At 69.2% G+C, this 18485-nt stretch carries 15 protein-coding genes; 5 read left to right on the forward strand and 10 right to left on the reverse strand.

The annotated features are described in order from the left end of the window. Nucleotides 1-4: 4 nt before the first annotated feature. On the reverse strand, nt 5-856 hold the full coding sequence (locus tag C8D03_RS01770) for an SDR family NAD(P)-dependent oxidoreductase (RefSeq protein WP_108044729.1): 852 nt from the start codon (nt 854-856) through the stop codon (nt 5-7). Further along, nucleotides 853-2628, reverse strand: a complete 1776-nt coding sequence (locus C8D03_RS01775) for an acyl-CoA dehydrogenase (RefSeq protein ID WP_108044730.1) — start codon at nt 2626-2628, stop codon at nt 853-855. The genes C8D03_RS01770 and C8D03_RS01775 overlap by 4 nt, the downstream gene beginning before the upstream one ends. Nucleotides 2629-2850: 222 nt before the next feature. On the opposite strand from C8D03_RS01775, the gene C8D03_RS01780 reads away from it, so the two are divergent. Then, entirely contained in the window at nt 2851-3840 is a 990-nt protein-coding gene (locus C8D03_RS01780) for an L-threonylcarbamoyladenylate synthase (RefSeq protein ID WP_108044731.1), read from the forward strand. 100 nt (nt 3841-3940) lie between these two features. Further along, a complete protein-coding gene (locus C8D03_RS01785; RefSeq protein ID WP_108044732.1) occupies nt 3941-4849 on the forward strand; it encodes a LysR family transcriptional regulator in 909 nt (302 codons plus the stop codon). A gap of 160 nt (nt 4850-5009) precedes the next feature. Here the strand turns inward: C8D03_RS01785 and acuI are convergent, their stop codons facing one another. After that, on the reverse strand, nt 5010-5996 hold the full coding sequence (gene acuI / locus C8D03_RS01790; RefSeq protein WP_108051075.1) for an acrylyl-CoA reductase (NADPH): 987 nt from the start codon (nt 5994-5996) through the stop codon (nt 5010-5012). Between the two features lie 94 nt (nt 5997-6090). Continuing rightward, a complete protein-coding gene (locus C8D03_RS01795) occupies nt 6091-7335 on the reverse strand; it encodes an MFS transporter (protein WP_108044733.1) in 1245 nt (414 codons plus the stop codon). A gap of 240 nt (nt 7336-7575) precedes the next feature. Between C8D03_RS01795 and C8D03_RS01800 the strand changes: the two genes are divergently transcribed. Together C8D03_RS01800 and C8D03_RS01805 are read left to right on the forward strand one after the other, a co-directional pair. Beyond that, nucleotides 7576-8862: a cell wall hydrolase gene (locus C8D03_RS01800; protein ID WP_248308314.1), complete on the forward strand. Its 1287-nt coding sequence runs from the start codon at nt 7576-7578 to the stop codon at nt 8860-8862. Between the two features lie 354 nt (nt 8863-9216). Next, a complete protein-coding gene (locus tag C8D03_RS01805; protein WP_108044734.1) occupies nt 9217-9840 on the forward strand; it encodes a hypothetical protein in 624 nt (207 codons plus the stop codon). Nucleotides 9841-9973: 133 nt separating this feature from the next. Here the strand turns inward: C8D03_RS01805 and C8D03_RS01810 are convergent, their stop codons facing one another. The 4 genes from C8D03_RS01810 to C8D03_RS01825 form a co-directional block, all read right to left on the reverse strand. Further along, nucleotides 9974-10243: a hypothetical protein gene (locus C8D03_RS01810; RefSeq protein WP_108044735.1), complete on the reverse strand. Its 270-nt coding sequence runs from the start codon at nt 10241-10243 to the stop codon at nt 9974-9976. A gap of 7 nt (nt 10244-10250) precedes the next feature. After that, a complete protein-coding gene (gene infA / locus C8D03_RS01815; protein ID WP_056795444.1) occupies nt 10251-10523 on the reverse strand; it encodes a translation initiation factor IF-1 in 273 nt (90 codons plus the stop codon). 84 nt (nt 10524-10607) lie between these two features. Then, nucleotides 10608-12059, reverse strand: coding sequence for a DEAD/DEAH box helicase (locus C8D03_RS01820; protein WP_108044736.1), 1452 nt, complete (start codon nt 12057-12059; stop codon nt 10608-10610). A gap of 201 nt (nt 12060-12260) precedes the next feature. Then, nucleotides 12261-12470 carry a cold-shock protein gene (locus C8D03_RS01825; RefSeq protein WP_108044737.1) on the reverse strand — a complete coding sequence of 70 codons (210 nt, stop codon included), beginning with the start codon at nt 12468-12470 and terminating at the stop codon, nt 12261-12263. A gap of 386 nt (nt 12471-12856) precedes the next feature. Here C8D03_RS01825 and C8D03_RS01830 point away from each other — a divergent pair, with 386 nt between their 5' ends. Then, nucleotides 12857-15694 (forward strand): bifunctional diguanylate cyclase/phosphodiesterase, encoded by a 2838-nt coding sequence (locus C8D03_RS01830; RefSeq protein WP_108044738.1) that lies wholly within the window; start codon nt 12857-12859, stop codon nt 15692-15694. On the opposite strand, the gene C8D03_RS01835 is transcribed toward C8D03_RS01830, so the two are convergent. Together C8D03_RS01835 and C8D03_RS01840 are read right to left on the reverse strand one after the other, a co-directional pair. Further along, nucleotides 15691-16308, reverse strand: a complete 618-nt coding sequence (locus C8D03_RS01835; RefSeq protein ID WP_108044739.1) for an Isoquinoline 1-oxidoreductase subunit — start codon at nt 16306-16308, stop codon at nt 15691-15693. The two genes, C8D03_RS01830 and C8D03_RS01835, sit on opposite strands and share 4 nt — an antisense overlap. After that, entirely contained in the window at nt 16308-18485 is a 2178-nt protein-coding gene (locus tag C8D03_RS01840; protein WP_108044740.1) for a xanthine dehydrogenase family protein molybdopterin-binding subunit, read from the reverse strand. The genes C8D03_RS01835 and C8D03_RS01840 overlap by 1 nt, the downstream gene beginning before the upstream one ends.

Consider the following 18485-nt stretch of genomic DNA (forward strand, 5'->3'; position numbering starts at 1 on the left):
AGCGTCAGGACGGGATGGTGAAGCGCTCGGGGCGGCTGCCGTCGCGGTCGGTGAAGCCGTAGGCGCGCGCGAGATCCGCGACCTGCAGCACCTGCCCGCCATGGCGGGCGACCTCGGTATCGGCCAGAAGCGCGGCGACCGCGCGACCGGCGTAGAGCGGCGTCTCGGTGGTTTCACCCGCCATGCCGGCATCGCGCACACGCTCCGTCAGGACGTGGCCCGGCGAGAGGCCGAGCGCGGTGACGCCGAACGGTTTCAGCTCGGCTGCCATCGCCAGCGTGAGCCGGTTCATCGCGGCCTTGGCAAGATCGTAGAAGACATCGCCGAGATAACCGCCTTCCGTGGCGAAGCTCACCGTGACGATCAGGCCCTTGCGCGCCTGCACCATCGCCGGCGCAACGGCCCGCGCGAGCAGGAGCTGGGCATAGACGCCGCTCTCGAAGCTCTCGCCCAGCCGCGCCACGGGCCTGCGCCAGAACGGCGCGCCGAAGGCCGAGCCATCGGGATAGCGCAGGCCGTCATAACCCTCATTGCCGCCCCAGACGGCGTCGACGACCCCGTCGAGCCGGCCGAAACGGCGTAGCGCCCATGACACCAGCGTATCGACCTCGCGCTCATTGGTGTGGTCGCAGCGATAGGGATGGCCCTTGCCGCCAGCCGCCTCGACCTCGCGGGCGGCGTCCTCGAAGGTCTCCTGGCGCTGGTCGGTGCGCGGGCCCGCCTCGCTGGAGCGGCCGGTGACGATGACGGTGGCGCCAGCCTCGCCCAGTGCCCGGGCGACACCGCGTCCGAGGCCGCGCGAGGCGCCCGCGACGAGACAGATGCGGCCTGAAAGCGGACGGTGCGGCTCGCTCACGCCGCGAAGACCGCGGCGGCATCCTCGACGGCCCCCGCGCCCTCGGTCACGGCCAGTTCGAGCGCCGGTGCCTCCGTGGCCAGAATCTCGGCGAAGAAGCGGGCGGTGGCGAGATCGCCGGATGCGTTGTCGTCCGCGCGCGTCGCCAGCGCCTTGCGGGCAAGGCTGGTGCCACCCTGTGCCAGGGCGAAGAGCTTGAGATAAGGCGTCGCACCGGCGAGCGCGTCGCCCTGCCGCTCGCCCATCGTCGCCAGCATCCATTGCGTCGCCCGCTCCAGCGCATCGACGGCGGCGCCAAGCCGGGCCGCGCTGTGGCCGAAGCCCGGTGTGTTGGCAGCCTCGACCTCACCGACGACGCCGCGCATTTCCGCGATCAGCGCAGCGACGGCCTGCCCGCCCGAGAGCGGCAGCTTGCGCAGCACGAGATCGATCGCCTGGATGCCGTTGGTGCCCTCGTAGATCGTCGCGATGCGGGCATCGCGCAGATGCTGGGACGCGCCGGTCTCCTCGATATAGCCCATGCCGCCATGGACCTGGACGCCCGTCGAGGCGACCTCGACGCCGATATCGGTGGCATAGGCCTTGGCGACGGGCGTCAGGATCGCGGTGCGCTCGCTCGCGGCCTTGCGCCTGGCCTCGTCGGGCTCGCGGCGGGAGCGGTCGAGCGCCTCCGCTACCTGATAGGCGATGGCGCGCGCGGCTTGCGTCTTGGCGCGCATCTCCATCAGCATGCGGCGGATGTCGGGGTGGACGATGATCGGGCTCATCGGCGCGCCCTTCGGCGCATCGAGCGCCACGCCCTGCCGGCGCTCCCTGGCGAAGCCGAGCGCCTGCTGATAGGCGCGCTCGGCAATCGCCACGCCCTGTAGCGCGACGTTGAGGCGGGCATTGTTCATCATCGTGAACATGCAGGCGAGGCCGCGATTCTCCTCGCCGATCAGCCAGCCGACGGCGCCGCCCTTGTCGCCGAAGGCCATGGAGCAGGTCGGCGAGGCGTGGATTCCCAGCTTGTGCTCGATGCCGGAGCAGCGCAGGTCATTGTGCTCGCCGAGCGAGCCATCGGCGTTGACGAGGTATTTCGGCACGAGGAAGAGCGAGATGCCGCGCGTGCCGGCGGGCGCATCGGGCAGGCGCGCCAGCACCAGATGCACGATGTTCCCGGTCATGTCGTGCTCGCCATAGGTGATGAAGATCTTCTGGCCGGTGATGCGGTAGGTGCCATCCGCGGTCCGCTCGGCCTTCGATCGCAGCGCGTTGAGATCGGAACCGGCCTGCGGCTCGGTCAGGTTCATCGTGCCCATCCACTCGCCCGAGACGAGCCTGGCGAGATAGGTCTCCTTGAGATGCTCCGAGCCATGGGCGTGCAGCGCCTCGATGGCGCCGACCGTCAGCAGCGGCCCGAGCGCAAAGGCGAAGGCGGCCGAGTTCCACATCTCGGTGCAGGCCGATTGCAGCAGGGCCGGCAGGCCCTGTCCGCCATGCTCCTCGGGCGCCGGCAGGGCGTTCCAGCCGGCTTGCGCCCAGGCGGTGTAGGCCTCCTTCCAGCCCGGCGGCGTCGTCACCGCGCCATCCTTCAGGGTCGAGCCATGCGTGTCGCCGATGCGGTTGAGCGGGGCCAGCACGTCGCCGGCAAACTTCGCCGCTTCATCGAGAACGGCCCGCGTCATGTCGCCATCGAGCTCAGGGGCAAGGCCGTCTGCGATCAGCCGGTCGAGACCCGCGACATGGCGCATCGTGGCGAGGATGTCCTCGACAGGGGCGCGATAGCTCATGGTCGTTTCTCCCTGGGTGCCGGCCGCGCCTGTCGTCGAGCCCGTCCGGCCTCGGCCATGCCGGTTCCGGTCAAGCCTGCTTTTGACGTTGCCGCGATGGTAGCGAGGAACTATCCCCGATGCCACGCGCAGGCGAGGACGACTTTGGTCAGGCGCTGGATATAGTTTAGTTGTAAACTGTTTTGGGTCAATCGGGCAGGCAGGCCCGGCAATGGGTGTTTCTTGAAGCAGGATCAGGCTTCCGGCCGCGTGACGGAACGGCTCGGGGCGGATGCACACGGCATCGCCCGCGCGGCCGAACTGCTGCGTCAGGGCAAGCTCGTCGCGCTGCCCACCGAGACGGTCTATGGCCTCGCCGCCGACGCGACCTCGGGCGCGGCCGTCGCCGGCATCTATGCCGCCAAGGAGCGGCCGAGCTTCAACCCGCTGATCGCGCATCTGCCCGACCTCGCGGCGGCCCGCCGGCAAGGGCTGTTCGACGCCAGTGCGCTGGCGCTGGCGAAGGCGTTCTGGCCGGGACCGCTGACGCTCGTCGTGCCGATCTCGCCGGGCTGCGAGGTCAGCGAGCTCGCGCGCGCCGGGCTGGCTTCGGTCGCGCTGCGCGTACCTTCGCACCCACTTGCCCATGCGATCCTGCAAGCGGCGGAACGGCCGATCGCCGCGCCCTCGGCCAACCGCTCCGGCCGCATCAGCGCCACCAGCGCCGCGCATGTGCTGGCCGATCTCGACGGCCGGATCGATGCCGTGATCGACGGCGGGCCGACCGAGGTCGGTGTGGAATCGACCATCGTCGCCTGCCTCGATGGCGCGCCCAGGCTGCTGCGGCCGGGCGGCGTGCCGCGCAGCGCGATCGAGGGCGTGATCGGGCGGCCGCTGGTGCTGGCGGGGGACGCCGGCATGGCGCCGATCTCGCCCGGGCTGCTCGCCTCGCACTACGCCCCCGCGGCGCGGGTGCGGCTCGACGCGGAGGTTCCCCGCCCCGGCGAAGCCTGGCTCGGCTTCGGGGCCGACCCCGACGGCGCCACGGCCGGCCGGCCTGCGCTCAATCTGAGCCCGTCAGGCGATCTCGGCGAGGCAGCGGCGAACCTCTTCGGCCATCTGCGAAGTCTCGATGCGCTCGGCCCGGTCACGATCGCCATCGCGCCCGTTCCGCAGCATGGGCTGGGCGAGGCGATCAACGACCGTCTCCGACGCGCCGCCGCGCCACGCTGACACGCGCCGAGGCGGTACTGCCGAGACAGTCTTGCCAGGACCGCCTTGCATTCCCGCAAGATTTCGGCTTGCCTGCCCGGACTCGAGGACACCGCCGCCGATGCATGCCAATCTCGCTTGGGACGATTTCCGGCTGGTCAAGGCGATTGCCGACCATAGCGGGCTGACAGGCGCGGCGGCTGCGCTCAGCGTGAACCACTCGACCGTGTTCCGCCGCCTCGGGCAGATCGAGGAGCATGTCGGGCTGCAGCTCTTCGAGCGCCGCAAGACCGGCTATGTCGCGACCGCCGCCGGCGTCGAGATGGCCGCGCTGGCCGGCCGTGTCGAGGAGGATGTCGCGGCCTTCAGCCGGCGCCTCGCCGGGCGCGACGTGGCGCCCTCCGGCGAGCTGCGCGTCACCACCACGGACACGCTCTATCTCAACCTGCTGCTGCCGATCTTCGCGGCTTTCCGAGCAGCTCATCCGGCGATCCGGCTCGACATCGTGATCGGCAACCAGCCGCTCAACCTGTCCAAGCGCGACGCGGACATCGCCATCCGTGCCAGCGATGCGCCGGGTGAGACGCTGGTCGGCCGCCGGCTCGCGACGCTGAACTGGGCGATCTATGGCCGCGCCGGAGATGGGCCTGCCCCGCCCGACGCGAACGGCCCGGCCAGCCTGTTCGCGCGCGACTGGGTCGCGCTCGGAGACCAGCTCGGCCATGTCAAGGCAGCGCGCTATGTCCGCGACAAGGTCGCGCCGGAGCGCATCGCCTTGAAGAGCTCGGCCGTGCTCGGCCTGGCCGAGGCGGTGGAACAGGGCCTCGGCATCGGCCCCCTGCCCTGTTTCATCGCCGATCAGCGGCCGGGGCTGGTTCGGCTGCTGCCGCCCGACCCGGATTTCTCCACCGGCCTGTGGATCCTGACCCATCCCGACATCCGCAACGCGCCGCGCGTGCGCGCCTTCATGGATTTTGTCGGCGGCGAACTGGCGAAGCGGCGCGGCCTGATCGAGGGGACGAACGAGTAGGCGGTAGAAGCTCGCTGATTTCGCACGGAAACAGGCCGACATCCCGGACAAGCCGCGAAGCTGCGCAGCTCCGGGATCCAGCACAAGGCTCCGGAGCGCTCCGATGGATCCCGAAGCAAGCCCGGGATGACGGAGCGTTTCCGAGAAATCGCCGCACGCTCTAGCCGATCTCCACCACGACCCGCCCGCGCACCTTGCCATCCAGAATCGCCCTGCCGGTCTCGATCACATCCGCGAGCGGAATCCGCGTGGTCATCAGGGCTAGGCTCTCCCGGTCGAGATCGCTCGCCAGCCGGGCCCAGGCTTCGAGGCGGCGAGGCTTCGGGCACATCACCGAATCGACGCCGAGCAGCGCCACGCCACGCAGGATGAAGGGCGCGACCGAGGCCGGCAGGTCCATGCCCTGCGCCAGGCCGCAGGCGGCGACGGCGCCGCCATATTTCGTCATCGACAGCAGGTTGGCCAGCGTATGCGAGCCGACCGCGTCGACGCCGGCGATCCAGCGCTCCTTGGCGAGAGGGCGGCCAGGTCCCGACAGCTCGTTGCGGTCGATGATCTCGGCAGCGCCGAGGCCCTTGAGATAGTCCGCCTCCTCCGGCCGGCCGGTCGAGGCGACGACATGCCAGCCGGCCTTCGCCAGCAGCGCGACCGCGACCGAGCCGACGCCGCCGGCAGCCCCGGTGACCACGACCGGGCCGTCGGCCGGCTTCAGCCCGTGTTTCTCCAGCGCCAGCACGCAGAGCATCGCGGTGTAGCCGGCGGTGCCGATCGCCATCGCCTCGTCCGGGTTCAGGCCAGCGGGCAGCGGCACCAGCCAGTCGCCCCGGACGCGGCTCTTCTGGGCATAGGCGCCGAGATGCGTCTCGCCCGTGCCCCAGCCATTGAGGACGACGAGATCGCCCGGCTTGAAATCAGGATGCTCCGAGGTCTCGACCCGGCCGGCGAAATCGACGCCCGGGATCATCGGCCAGCGCCGGATCACCGGGGCCCGGCCGGTCAAGGCGAGGCCGTCCTTATAGTTGACCGTCGAATGCGTGACGCGGACGGTGACGTCACCCTCCATCAGCTCGCTCTCGTCGAGCTCGGTGAAGGCGAGGTCGGGGCCGGTCTCGCCCTTGGTCGCGACCAGGGCCTTGAAGCTGGACATCGGCATCTCCTCTTCGCCATCCGTGCCGACAGGAGATACGCAGCTCCGACCGCGCGGCAAGCCCGCGCGGCGTCCGCCTTTCGTCAGCGGGATGTCAGGCCGGCTGCGGCGTCATGCGCTGGACCGGCTTCTCGACGATGGGCAGGTTGATCAGCGCCGAGGCGATGCCGAGCGCGACCGAGAGCCACCAGACGATGATGTAGGAGCCCGACGCCTCGTAGAGGATGCCGCCGAGCCAGACCCCCAGAAACCCGCCGACCTGATGCGAGAAGAAGGCGAAGCCATAGAGCATCGCCATGTATTTCGTGCCGAACATCAGCATGACCAGGGACGAGGTCGGCGGCACGGTCGAGAGCCAGAACAGGCCGATGACGATGCCGAAGCAGATCGACGTCGCCGGGCTCGCAGGCAGCAGGATGAAGGCGGCGATCGCGACCGAACGACCAAGATAGATCCAGGCGAGCAGATGGCGCTTGGGCATGCGCGTCGAGAGCCAGCCCGAGGAGAGCGAGCCGACCGCATTGGCGAGCCCGATGACCGCCAGCGTCCAGCCGCCGACCCAGGCCGGCAGGCCCATATCCTTGAGATAGGCCGGCATATGCACGGTGATGAAGGCGAGCTGGAAGCCGCAGGTGAAGAAGCCCAGCACCAGGAAGACGTAGCTCTTGTGCTTGAAGGCCTCGGCCAGCGCCTGCGGGATCGACTGGTTCGGCAGGTTCGCCGCCGAGGCCTGGGTGGCGCCGCCGAGCTTGCGCGTCGAGAGGAAGATCGAGATCGGCAGGATCGGCAGCAGGGTCAGCGCGAACATGATCAGCGCCTGGTTCCAGCCGATCTGCTCGATCAGGATGTTGCCGATCGGCGGATAGAGGAACTGGCCGAAGGAGCCGGCGGCCGTGCCCGCGCCGAAGGCCATCGGGCGCCAGGACTCGGGCAGCAGCTTGCCGAAGGCGGCGAGCACGAGGTTGAAGGAACAGGCAGAGAGGCCGAAGCCGATCAGCACGCCGGCACCGAGATGAAGCTGCAGCGGCGTGGTCGCATGGGCCATCACGACGAGGCCGATCGCATAGAGCAGCGCACCGGTGCAGAGCACCTTCACGGTGCCGAAGCGGTCTGCGATGGCGCCCGCGAAGGGCGCGCCGAGGCCCCAGAGCAGGTTCTGGATCGCCAGCGCCAGCCCGAAGGTGTCGCGCCCCCAGCCGAACTGCACGGTCATCGGGATCTGGAACAAGCCGGCGCTGGCGCGCGGGCCGAAGGTGATCAGCGCGATCAGGCAGCCGGCCGCGACGATGATTTCGGGCGCATAGCTTCGCCCCGGGGCGGCACGCGGCGTGACACTCATGGCGAATCTCCGGAAGCCTGCAGAGGGACGTGTGGCTGCACGTTACCGCCGATCACCGAGGTCCGACAACGCGAATTCGTGGCATGGCGCATCACGCGATTGCATGGAAGGCGCGCGACGGAACCGTTTCGGCCGCCGCGTTAACCGCCGCTCAACCCTACCGGGGTGATAACGGAACGACGCGAAAGCGCGCCGGTTGCGCGCCGTTCGCTCCCCTGTGTCCGAACCGGGTGTGTTGGTTTGAGTCATCTGCGTTTGCGCAAGCGTACGAGACGCATCGGGTCGGTCGGGCTGAAATGGGCCCTGGCGACGGTTGCGCCCTGGGCGCTCTCGGTGGGGCTGCTGGTGTCGTTCACCGCCTCGGCCGGCCAGAATTTCAGCCTCGACACCCTGCCATCGACGGCGCTGTTGCGCAGCGAACCCGGCCCCGCCTCCGATCTCGAGGAAGGGCCGTCGATGCTGATCGCGGCCAGCGCCTTCCGCCTGCCCGGTCTTTCGCTGTCCTCGGCGATCCGGCAGGCGCATCTCTCCTTCGACGATCCAGAGCGCCGCGTCGCGATCGATCCGCGCCAGCCGCGCGAGGAGATGAAGCGCACTGCCGGGGGCTTCCCCGAGGTCGACCGCAGCGCCAAGGGTGACCCACTCCCGAAGCTGCGGCCGAGCATCTCGGCCAAGGCCCCGCGCGAACTCGAACGCGTCGTCTTCGGCGACAACCAGCCCGGCCTGATCTCGGGCGGCTTCTCGCTGGAAGCGATGCGCGAGGCCGAGGGCATCATCGGGCCCCCGGTCGGCTTCGAGCCCCATGCCGACGACCAGGGCCTGACCGATCCCGCCCTCTCCGACGCCTCGCCCGATGCGCTGGCATCCGTCCATCGCTATGGCGCGGTGCCGCGCACGATCGACGGCGCGACGCCCGGCGTCGCTTCCGCAAATGCGCAGGCCTCGTCGACACCGGCGGTCTCCTACAGCGTGACGACGCTGGTGCCGGCTCTGGCACCGCCGGTGGTGCCGGAGCGGCCCGGCCTGATCGCGCGCGCGCCGTCCTCGCCGGAGCGCCGCACGGCCAAGGCCGACCCCGGCCCCCGCGAGATCTATACCGGGCTGATCGCCGCCAACGACATGGCGCGCCAGCAGCGCTGCCTGGCGGAAGCGGTCTATTTCGAGGCGCGCTCGGAATCCGACGAGGGCCGCGCCGCCGTGGCGCAGGTCGTGCTCAACCGGGTCAAGAGCGGGCTCTACCCCGACAGCGTCTGCGGCGTGGTCTACCAGAACAGCAACCGCTACCTCGCCTGCCAGTTCACCTTCACCTGCGAGGGCAAATCGCTGCGCATCACCGAGCCGGCGCCGTGGCGCGACGCGGTCCGCATCGCCCGCGAGGTTTATGACGGCACGACCTACATGCCCGAAGTCGGCGCCTCGACGCATTACCACGCGCAATATGTCCGGCCCTACTGGGCGAAGAAGCTCAAGAAGATGGACACGATCGGCCAGCACGTCTTCTACAAGCTGCGGCCGGGTCAGACTTGAAAGCTTCCGCAAAGTAAATGACGCTCGGACGCTCCTCGTCATCCCGGGCTTGACCCGGGATCCATCGAAAGGCTCCGGCGCTCCGCGATGGATTCCGGAGCGGCACCGCTGCGCGGCTTGTCCGGAATGACGGCCCGGTGCGATGGGAAAGCCCCCCAAAACCCCGCAAAATCCGCTCAAATGCGACCTGTCCGCTTCACGCAACGTCAAACTGCGTGAATCCACAGCCCGGCACCGGCTTGGTTAATTTTACCTTGTTTCGGCGTTTACCTTGCGTTCATCACTGTTTCCCGGCTTCCTCCGGCCAACGAGCGGCGCAAGACGTCGCACAGGGTTGCGGGACAGGTTGTCGGCATGACGCACAAGGTTCTCACCGTTTCGGCGTTCGCGGCCTCGGCTCTTTCGGCCGCGCTGCTGCTGGGTTCGACGGCCGCGCAGGCCGGGGGCTGCTTCGGCTCCTCCTGCCGTCCGGCGCCCTGCCAGGGCACGGCCTGCTACAACCTCGTCCAGACGCCGCCGGTCTACGACACGATCGCCGAGACGCAGCTCGTGCGCAGATCGCAGACCCGCCACCGCGTCGTCCCGGCACGCTACGACTACGTCACCGAGAAGGTGATGATCCAGCCGGCGCGCCAGATTCCGCATCATGTCGCGGCCCAGTATTCCTCGGTCTCCGAGAAGGTGGTGATCTCGCCCGGCGGCAAGCGCTGGGAGGTTTCCACCGACGTCCATGGCCGCACCACCGGCTGCTGGGTCTATGACGAGCCGCAATACGGCTTCCGCCAGCGCACCGTCGAGGTCACGCCGGCGACCGTGGAATATGAGACGATCCCCGCTGTCTACACGCAGCGGCAGCGCAGGGTGATGGTGCAGCCGACCCAGGTCGTGCACGAGATCATCCCTGCCACCTACGAAACCCGCCATCGCAAGGTGCTGGTGAGCCCCGGCTCGCAGCACTGGCAGAAGGCTGGCTACTGAGTTTTACATGCAGACCCTTTGACTACGGAAAAGACCACTCAAACCCCGGCTCACGCCGGGGTTTTTTTATGGGGTTTTCCGAGACGGCGCGGAGGAAAAGCGGCGGGGCTTGCGCAGCGAGCGGCAAGCGCCGCTATCCCAGCCCGCCCATCAGCAGCGCGAGCACGCCGACGCCGAGCAGGAAGGCGAGCATGCGCGCCGGCATGCCGATCAGGCTGCCGGGCGAACGGCCGAGCGCGAAGCCGGCGACGATTTCGGAGAGGCCCAGCCCCAGCAGAACGAGGATGAAGGGCGGAAAGGTCGCCGAGGGCGCGATCCAGCCTGCCTTGACGACGGCAGAGACGATCGCGCCGAGGCCGGCACCGAACGCGACGAAAACCAGTTCGGCGCGCGTGAACCGCATGCCGGGCTCAGCGCCGACGGAAGTTCTGGTTGCGCGGTGGGCCGCCCGGAGCGGGGCCGGCGGTCTTCTGGCGGAAATTGATGCGGCCGCGATCAAGATCGTAGGGCGACATCTCGACGACGACGCGGTCCCCGGCGATCGTGCGGATGCGGTTCTTCTTCATCTTGCCGGCCGCATAGGCCAGGATCACGTGCTCGTTGTCGAGCTTCACCCGGTAATTGCCGTCCGGCAGCACTTCGACCACCGTACCGTCGAATTCCAGCAGTTCTTCTTTAGCCATTCTGTCGTCCTTCGTGTGCCCGTTGGCGCTGGGAACGGGCCGATCCCGTGGATCGACCCTGCCCGCTATCAGCTTGCTCGCGCGTCAGTTCGCGCGCCGCCGGGCGCCGTTGGTGCGTGGTTGCTGTGTTCTTTGCTGCAAGAACGCGACGCCGCCAAGCCCTTCCTTGGCGGAACCACCGTCTTTTCGCTGGGCCGGAGCCTCGCTGCGCTGCGGCCTGTCGTTGCGCGACGCATCATTGCGCGAAGCCTCGGAACGCTGGCCACCGCCATGAGCCGGCTTGGCACCCTGCGGCCGGCCCTGGCGTTCGCCCTGGGGCCTGCCCTGGTCGCGACCGCCGCCGCCCTGCTGGCCGCGTCCGCCGCGGCCCTGGTTCTGCGGCGGCTTCTTCGGCGTGCGGCCGTCCCAATACGGCACCTCGCCCATGGGCGTGATGGCGATGCGGGTCAGCTTCTCGATCGAGGCGAGATCGCCGCGCTCTTCGGGCGTGCAGAAGGCGATCGCCATGCCAGACGCGCCGGCGCGCGCGGTGCGGCCGATGCGGTGGACATAGGTCTCGGGCACGTTGGGCAGGTCGAACTGGACGACATGGCTGATGCCGTCGACATCGATGCCGCGCGCCGCGATGTCGGTCGCGACGAGGATGCGCAGTTCGCCGTCACGGAAGGAACCGAGTGCCCGCTCGCGCTGGCCCTGGCTCTTGTTGCCATGGATCGCGGCCGACTTGATGCCGGAGATCTCGAGCTGGCGGACGACCTTGTCGGCGCCATGCTTGGTACGGGTGAAGACGATGGCGCGCTCCATTTCAGGAACGCTCAGGGTCTTCGCCAGCAACGCCGGCTTGTCGCCCGGATTGGTGAAGATGACGCGCTGGTCGATCTTCTCGGCCGTGGTCGCGACGGGCGCGACCGAAACCTCGACCGGGTCGCTCAGATAGGCGGAGGCGATCTCGCGGATCGGCTTCGGCATCGTCGCCGAGAACAGCAGCGTCTGTCGCTTCTTCGGGATCAGCGTGGCGATCCGGCGCAGCGCGTGGACGAAGCCGAGATCGAGCATCTGGTCGGCCTCGTCAAGGACGAGGTACTCGATCTCGCGCAGCGAGACGGCACGCTGGTCGACGAGATCGAGCAGGCGGCCGGGGGTGGCGACGAGGATGTCGACATGCTGGCCGAGCGCGCGGATCTGCTTGCCGACGGGCACGCCGCCGAAGACGACGGTCGACTTGATCGTGGTGAACTGGGCATAGGCGCGGATCGAGGTCTCGATCTGGGCCGCGAGTTCACGGGTCGGCGACAGGATCAGCGCGCGCACCGAACGCGTTTCCATGCGGCGCGGCTGGGTCAGCAGGCGGTGCACCAGCGGCAGCGCGAAGGCGGCGGTCTTGCCGGTGCCGGTCTGGGCGGCACCGAGAAGGTCGCGGCCCTGGAGAATCGGGGGGATCGCCTGTGCCTGGATCGGCGTGGGCGTCGTGTAACCTTCGGAGGCGAGCGCCTTGAGAAGCTGCTCGGCCAGGCCGAGGTCGGTGAATTGAGTCAAAACAGGACTTTCTGGACGCCGCGACGCAAGGGGCACATGTGGGTATCGGCTGTGCCGCCGGATTGCGCCCGGCCTTGAATATTGAATCTGTCCTGCCGGCGAACCGCTAAGCCACAGCGCCGGAAGGGGTCTTCGAGAGTGTCTATTCTGGAAAAGCCGGGCGGGCGCGAGACGCGCCTGCCCGGTCGATGATCGTCAGTCTCAGGCGACGGCGAGGTTGCCGGCCGAGGACTTGCCGGTCTTGCGATCGGCGATCAGCTCATAGGAAACGACCTGGCCTTCGACCAGTTCGCGCAGGCCGGCCCGCTCGACGGCGGAGATGTGGACGAAGATGTCCTGCCCGCCGTTCTCAGGGGTAATGAAGCCGTAGCCCTTGGTGGCGTTGAACCACTTGACGGTGCCCTTATCCATGGAAGGTAGTCCTTACGTTTCAGATCCGCGTATGTGGTGAAGACACGGCTCGACGCGCGGACGCCTGCCATGGCCTTGTAGTCGATGTGTGGTGGATCTGATTCGTGCCCGCCGACCGGGAGAACCCGCGCGGAGGATTGGCCAGAACCCGGCCGCATCTCGTCTTACATGGGTTGGGCTAGCACAAATTGCAATGCGGGTCCAGCGGCGGCGACGCCCGGCGTGCTGCAACGCGAAATTTACCGATCCGGTCAACGAACGCTTCACCGCGGCGAGCGAAACGCCGCCGCGACCTGCCGCGTCGCCAGCACAATGCCGCGCCGTAAGCGAGTTCTTGACACTGCCCGAGGCAGGCTGCCGGTCCGATATCGCCGAAGGAACCGACCGTGCCACCGACCGCGCCCTCGACCGCGCCCTGGCCATCCCGCTTTCGCGGCCCCTCGTCGCCGGCCGCACGACGCCCGCTGCGCACCTATCTGCTCGCCCTGATCCTGCTCGCGCTAGCGCCCTCCATCGGCGCGGCCGCCATCGCGGTCTGGCGCGCCGGCTCGGCCTTTCGCGAAACCTCGACCGCCCAGTTGCTGGACACCTCGCGGACGCTCGCGCGCGCGGTCGAAAGCGAGCTGGAGCATAACTCAGCCGTCCTCACCGCCCTGGCGAGCGCCCCGGCCCCCTGGAATGGCGGGGCGGACGAGCTGCAGGGCTGGCTCGATGGCATCAGCGCCAGGCTCGGCGGGCGGATCGTCGCCGGCAGCGCCTTCGGCGAGGCCGGCGCCGGGATCGACGGGCTGACTGGCGCCGGCGTTCCCCGCGACCTCGTGAAGCGCGCCGCCGCCGTCCCGGGGCGTACGGTCATCTCCGATCTGTTCACGACCGCGCCGGGCGCGGCTCCCGACGTCGCCATCGCGGTGGCGCCGGGGCGTGGCGACACGGCCGGACAGGTGCTGAGCCTGATCATCCCACCGGACCGGCTCGTGCGCTCCCTCCAGCAGCGGGATGCGACGCCGAGCGGAATCCTCGTCGCGGTCACCGACGGGACCGGGCGCATCGTGGCGCGCTCGCGCGATCCCGAGCGCTATATCGGCAGCACCGTGCCGGACTGGAACAACCTCAAGGCCGTCGGCGCGAGCCATGGCAGCTTCAGGGCGCTGACGACCCAAGGGGCGCCGGTGATCTTCGCCTTCCAGCAATTGCAGGGAACGCCGGGCTGGGTCGTCGTCGTCGGCGAGCCGCTGAAGACGTTCGATGCCCGCTGGCAGCAGCCTCTGGTCGGTCTCGCGATCGGCAGCGGCATCGCGATCCTGCTCGCGCTCATGGCCGTGACCTGGCTCGCGCGCCTGGTGCTTCGCCCCGTCCAGGCGCTGGCCGAGCATGCGAAGGTCGTCACCGCCGACGAGCATCTCGACGCGCCCATGACGGTCCCGCCCTCGCCGATCGCCGAATTCGAGGCGCTGCGTGCCAACATCGAAAGCGCGGAGAGTTCGCTGCGCCGGCGGGCCGAGGCCGAGCGACGCATCGCGGGCGCGCTGGCGGCGAGCGAACGCCGCTACCGTGCGCTGGCCGAGGTCGGGGCGCTCGTCTTCTGGCGACGCGACAGCGCCGGCGCCATCATCTCGGTGACCGGCTGGTCCGAGCTGACGGGCCAGCCCGAAGCGGCCGCGATCGGGACGGCATGGCTGGAGAGCATCCACCCGGCCGACCGGGCCGTCGCCGACGCCGTATGGGGAGAGGCCCGCGCCATGCGCGCGCCTCTCGACGTCGAATTCCGGATCGCGGCACCCGACGGGCAGTGGCGCTGGGTGCGCGAACGCGGTGTCGCGATCAAGCACGAGGATGGCAGCATCGACGAATGGGTCGGCGTGCTCGAGGACGTCGATGCGCGCCGGCAGGCCCAGGCGCGCATCGCTCACATGGCCCATCACGATGCCCTCACCGGCCTGGCGAACCGGCTGCTCTTCAAGGAACGGATCGAGGCGGCGGTCATGCGCGTCTCGCGCGGCCAGCCCGAAGCCGTGCTCTGCATCGATCTCGACCGTTTCAAGGAGGTCAACGACACGCTCGGCCATCCAGCCGGCGACGCCCTGCTCTGCGCCGTGACGGAGCGCATCGGCGCGCTGGTGCGGGAGGGCGACACCGTCGCCCGGCTCGGAGGAGACGAATTCGCGATCGCTCAGACAGGCGTGGCGCAGCCGGTCGGCGCGTCGGCGCTGGCGGCGCGGCTCGTCGAGCAGCTCAGCCAACCCTATGATCTGTTCGGCCATCAGGTCGTCATCGGTGCCAGCGTCGGCGTCGCGCTGATCAACCCCGGCGACGATCCCGACCGGGTGCTGAAGAACGCCGACATGGCTCTCTACCGCGCCAAGGAGGAAGGCCGCGGCCGATTCTGCTTCTTCGAGCCCGCGATGCATGCACGCATGCAGGAGCGGCGGCTGATGGAGGTAGCGCTGCGCCGCGCCACGGCCGAGCGTGAATTCGAGGTCTATTACCAGCCGCTGATGAAGGCGAGCACGCGCGAACTCGTCAGCTTCGAAGCACTGCTGCGCTGGAACCATCCCGAGCGCGGCCAGATCCAACCTGCGGACTTCATTCCGCTCGCCGAGGAGATCGGCCTGATCGTGCCGCTCGGCGAATGGGTCCTGATGCAGGCCTGCGCCGAGGCGGCGACATGGCCGGAGCATCTCGGCGTCTCGGTCAACATCTCGCCGGTGCAGCTCGGCCATCGCGGCCTGTCGGAGGCGATCGGGCGCGCCCTGCGCGAATCGGGGCTCGCACCGCAACGGCTTGAGCTGGAAATCACGGAGAACGCGCTGATCGAGGACATCGACGCCGCCATGTCGACCCTGCTCCGGCTGAAAGCCCTGGGCGTGAAGATCACCATGGACGATTTCGGCACCGGCTGCTCGTCGCTGGGCTATCTGCGCAGCTTGCCGTTCGACAAGATCAAGATCGACAGCTCCTTCGTCGCGAGCCTCGGCAACGAGCAGGAAAGCCGCGCGATCATCAAGGCCGTCACCGGCCTGTGCGGAAGCCTCGGCATCGTCACGACCGCCGAGGGCGTGGAAACCGAAGCGCAGCTCGATTTCCTGCGCTCCGAGCATTGCACGGAGGTGCAGGGCTTCCTGTTCAGCGAACCCCGCCCCGCCTCACAGCTCCCCGCGCTGCTGCTTTCGCTGGGCGCAGACAGCGCGCAGGCGGCGAGCCGCCTGCGCCTGGTCAGGCGTTAGCGCGGGCAGACCGCGCCGGTCTCGGCCCAGGCCCTGAAGAGCGCGCCGAACTGGTCCTGCGTGCCGGGCGCCGGCTGGCGGCCGGGCCCGGGGCGCCAGGCCCAGCCGACGAGCGTGTCCTCGGCGACATGCTTGATCAGCGCAGCCATATCGCGACTGCCATTGCGGTTGGGATCCTTCATCTGCTCGCAGATCTGGCCGAGCGTCCTGCCCTCCCAGGCCATCGAGGCCGGCGCCAGCGCCCAGTGACCGTCGCCCGGCACGCGCGCCGGATCGAAGTTCTCCTTGCCGTGGCAGGTCGAGCAGACCATCCCCGGCGCGCCGTGCCCGTCCTTGCCGCGCACGACGAGCGGCTGGTGCGGGCGCTGCGCATCGGTCTGGCGCGGCCGCTCGGTCGCGGGGTGGCAGTTCACGCAGCGCGGATGCTGCAGGACCTTGCCCATCTCGGTGAAGAGCGCCGCCGACCGCGCCTCGCGCTGGCCGATCGACTGGAAGCTCTCCGGAGGCTGCAATGTGCCGGCCGGCGGAGTGGCCGTCTGGGCGACGGTGAGAGCGGTACCGCCGAGGGCGAGCCCGAGCCCCGCGACGGCGGCGAGAAGCGTCTGGCGCAACATCACACCATCCCTCCGACCATCGGCAGTTGACGCGGGCGGCCCTGGCCGAGCCGCGCCAGCGCATTGGCGACAGCCGGCCCGATCGGCGGCACGCCGGGTTCGCCGACGCCGGTCGGCTTCTCGGTCGAGGCGATGATCCTGACCTCGACCTCCGGCATCTCGTGAATGCGCAGCGAGCGGTAGGTGTCGAAATTGGTCTGGACCGGCCTGCCCTTGTCGAGCGTGACCTCGCCATAGAGGGCGTGGCCCAGGCCGAAGCCGATGCCGCCTTCCATCTGCGCGCGGATGACGTCGGGGTTGACCGCGATGCCGCAATCGATCGCGCACCAGACCTTGTGGACCTTGGGCTCGCCGTCCTGCCCGACCGAGACCTCGGCGATCTGGGCGACGAAGGAGCCGAAGCTCTCCGCCACCGCGACGCCGCGCGCTCGGCCGTTGCCGGCGTCGGGGCCGGTCCATTTCGCCAGCTCGGCGACGGCCTTCAACACACCGGCCAGACGCGGCTCCTTGCCCATCATGGCAAGACGGCCGGCGACGGGGTCCTGCCCCGCGGCCTGCAGCAGCTCGTCGACGAAGCACTCGACCGCATAGGCGGTATGGGTGTGCCCGACCGAACGCCACCACAGCGTCGGCACGCCGACCTTGGCGGTGTGAACCTCGCAACGGAAATCCGAGACCTCGTAGGGCAGTTCGTTGGCGCCCTCGACCATGGTCGCATCGACGCCGTTCTTCACCGTCATCGCCTCGAAGGGCGTGCCAAGGAAGAAGGACTGGCCGACGATGCTGTTGGTCCACGCGGTGATCCTGCCGTCCTTCACCGCGCCGCGCATACGGTGGACGAAGAGCGGGCGATAATAGCCGCCGGTCAGATCATCCTCGCGGGTCCAGACCAGCTTGACCGGCCGGTTCGGGCCGATCGCCTTGGCGCACATGGCGAGCTCCGCCGCCAGATGCTGGCTGACCTGCGCGCGCCGGCCGAAGGAACCGCCCGCCAGCATGGTCTCGAGCTGGACCTTCTCCGGCGGCAGGCCGAGCACCGTCGCGATGGTCTGGTGCTCCGTCGTCTGGAACTGGCTGCCGAAGCGGGCGAGCGCGCCCTGCGCATTCCATTCGAGATAGCCGTCGAGCGGCTCCATCGGTGCATGAGCCAGATAGGGGAAGACGTATTCGGCCTCGATCACCCGCTCGGCCTTGGCGAGAACCGCCTCGGCATCGCCATGGCGACCGGCGACGGTGCCCGGCGTGCGGGCGAGTGCGCGATACTCGGCGACGAGTTCGGCGCTTCCACGCGTCTCGGCCTCGCTCTCGTCCCAGACGACCTTCAGCGCCTCGCGGCCCTTGATCGCCGGCCACATGCCCTGCGCATAGACGGCAACGCCCGAACCGATCTGCTTGACGTCGACGACGCCCTTGATCTTGAGCGCATCAGTCGCGTCGAAGCTCGCGACCTTGCCACCGAAGCGGGGCGGCCGGGCGACGACCACCGTCAGCATGCCGGGCGCACTGATGTCGATGGTGAACTGCGCCTTGCCACGGGCCTTGTCGGCGCTGTCGAGGCGCTTCACGGCACCTTCCTTGCCAATCAACCTGAACTGCGCCGGCTGCTTCAGCGGCGCATTGTCGGGCACCGAGAGCTTCGCGGCTGCCTCGGCGAATTCGCCGAAGCGGCCCTGCTTGCCCGTTGCGTGCTTCAGCACGCCGGCATCGATCGTGATCTCGCCAGCCGGCACTTTCCAGGCCTGCGCCGCGGCCTGCACCAGCATGGCGCGGGCGGTCGCTGCCGCCTTGCGGATCTGCTCGAAGGAATTGGCCATGGCGGTGGAGCCGCCCGTGCCCTGCACGCCGAAGGCGAGGTTGGCGTAGAGCTTGACGTCGGCGGGCGCATGCGCGGCGCGCATCTGGCCCCAATCGGCATCCATCTCCTCGGCGACGAGCGTCGCCAGGCCGGTGAACGGGCCCTGGCCGAACTCGATATGCTTGACCAGGACGGTCACGCTGTCGTCGGCCGCGACGCGGATGAAGGCGTTGGGCGCGAAGGCGGCTGCGCCGCCGGGGCGGAAGGCCTGGGCCGCGCCGGACTGGGCGCGAGCCGCTTTCGGAAGCTGCAGTGCGATGACGAGGCCGCCGGCGCCGGCCAGAAGCGAGCGGCGCGAAAGGGTGAGATCATGGACGGTCAT

It is taken from the genome of Bosea sp. 124 (assembly GCF_003046175.1).
Lineage (GTDB): Bacteria > Pseudomonadota > Alphaproteobacteria > Rhizobiales > Beijerinckiaceae > Allobosea.

Bases quoted from the DNA above. Each gene is read 5' to 3' on its own strand.
- C8D03_RS01775 (WP_108044730.1), bottom strand. From the start codon at position 2,628: ATGAGCTATCGCGCCCCTGTCGAGGACATCCTCGCCACGATGCGCCAT.
- C8D03_RS01785 (WP_108044732.1), top strand. From the start codon at position 3,941: ATGCATGCCAATCTCGCTTGGGACGATTTCCGGCTGGTCAAGGCGATT.
- acuI (WP_108051075.1), bottom strand. From the start codon at position 5,996: ATGTCCAGCTTCAAGGCCCTGGTCGCGACCAAGGGCGAGACCGGCCCC.
- C8D03_RS01795 (WP_108044733.1), bottom strand. From the start codon at position 7,335: ATGAGTGTCACGCCGCGTGCCGCCCCGGGGCGAAGCTATGCGCCCGAA.
- C8D03_RS01805 (WP_108044734.1), top strand. From the start codon at position 9,217: ATGACGCACAAGGTTCTCACCGTTTCGGCGTTCGCGGCCTCGGCTCTT.
- C8D03_RS01810 (WP_108044735.1), bottom strand. From the start codon at position 10,243: ATGCGGTTCACGCGCGCCGAACTGGTTTTCGTCGCGTTCGGTGCCGGC.
- infA (WP_056795444.1), bottom strand. From the start codon at position 10,523: ATGGCTAAAGAAGAACTGCTGGAATTCGACGGTACGGTGGTCGAAGTG.
- C8D03_RS01825 (WP_108044737.1), bottom strand. From the start codon at position 12,470: ATGGATAAGGGCACCGTCAAGTGGTTCAACGCCACCAAGGGCTACGGC.
- C8D03_RS01835 (WP_108044739.1), bottom strand. From the start codon at position 16,308: ATGTTGCGCCAGACGCTTCTCGCCGCCGTCGCGGGGCTCGGGCTCGCC.
- C8D03_RS01840 (WP_108044740.1), bottom strand. From the start codon at position 18,485: ATGACCGTCCATGATCTCACCCTTTCGCGCCGCTCGCTTCTGGCCGGC.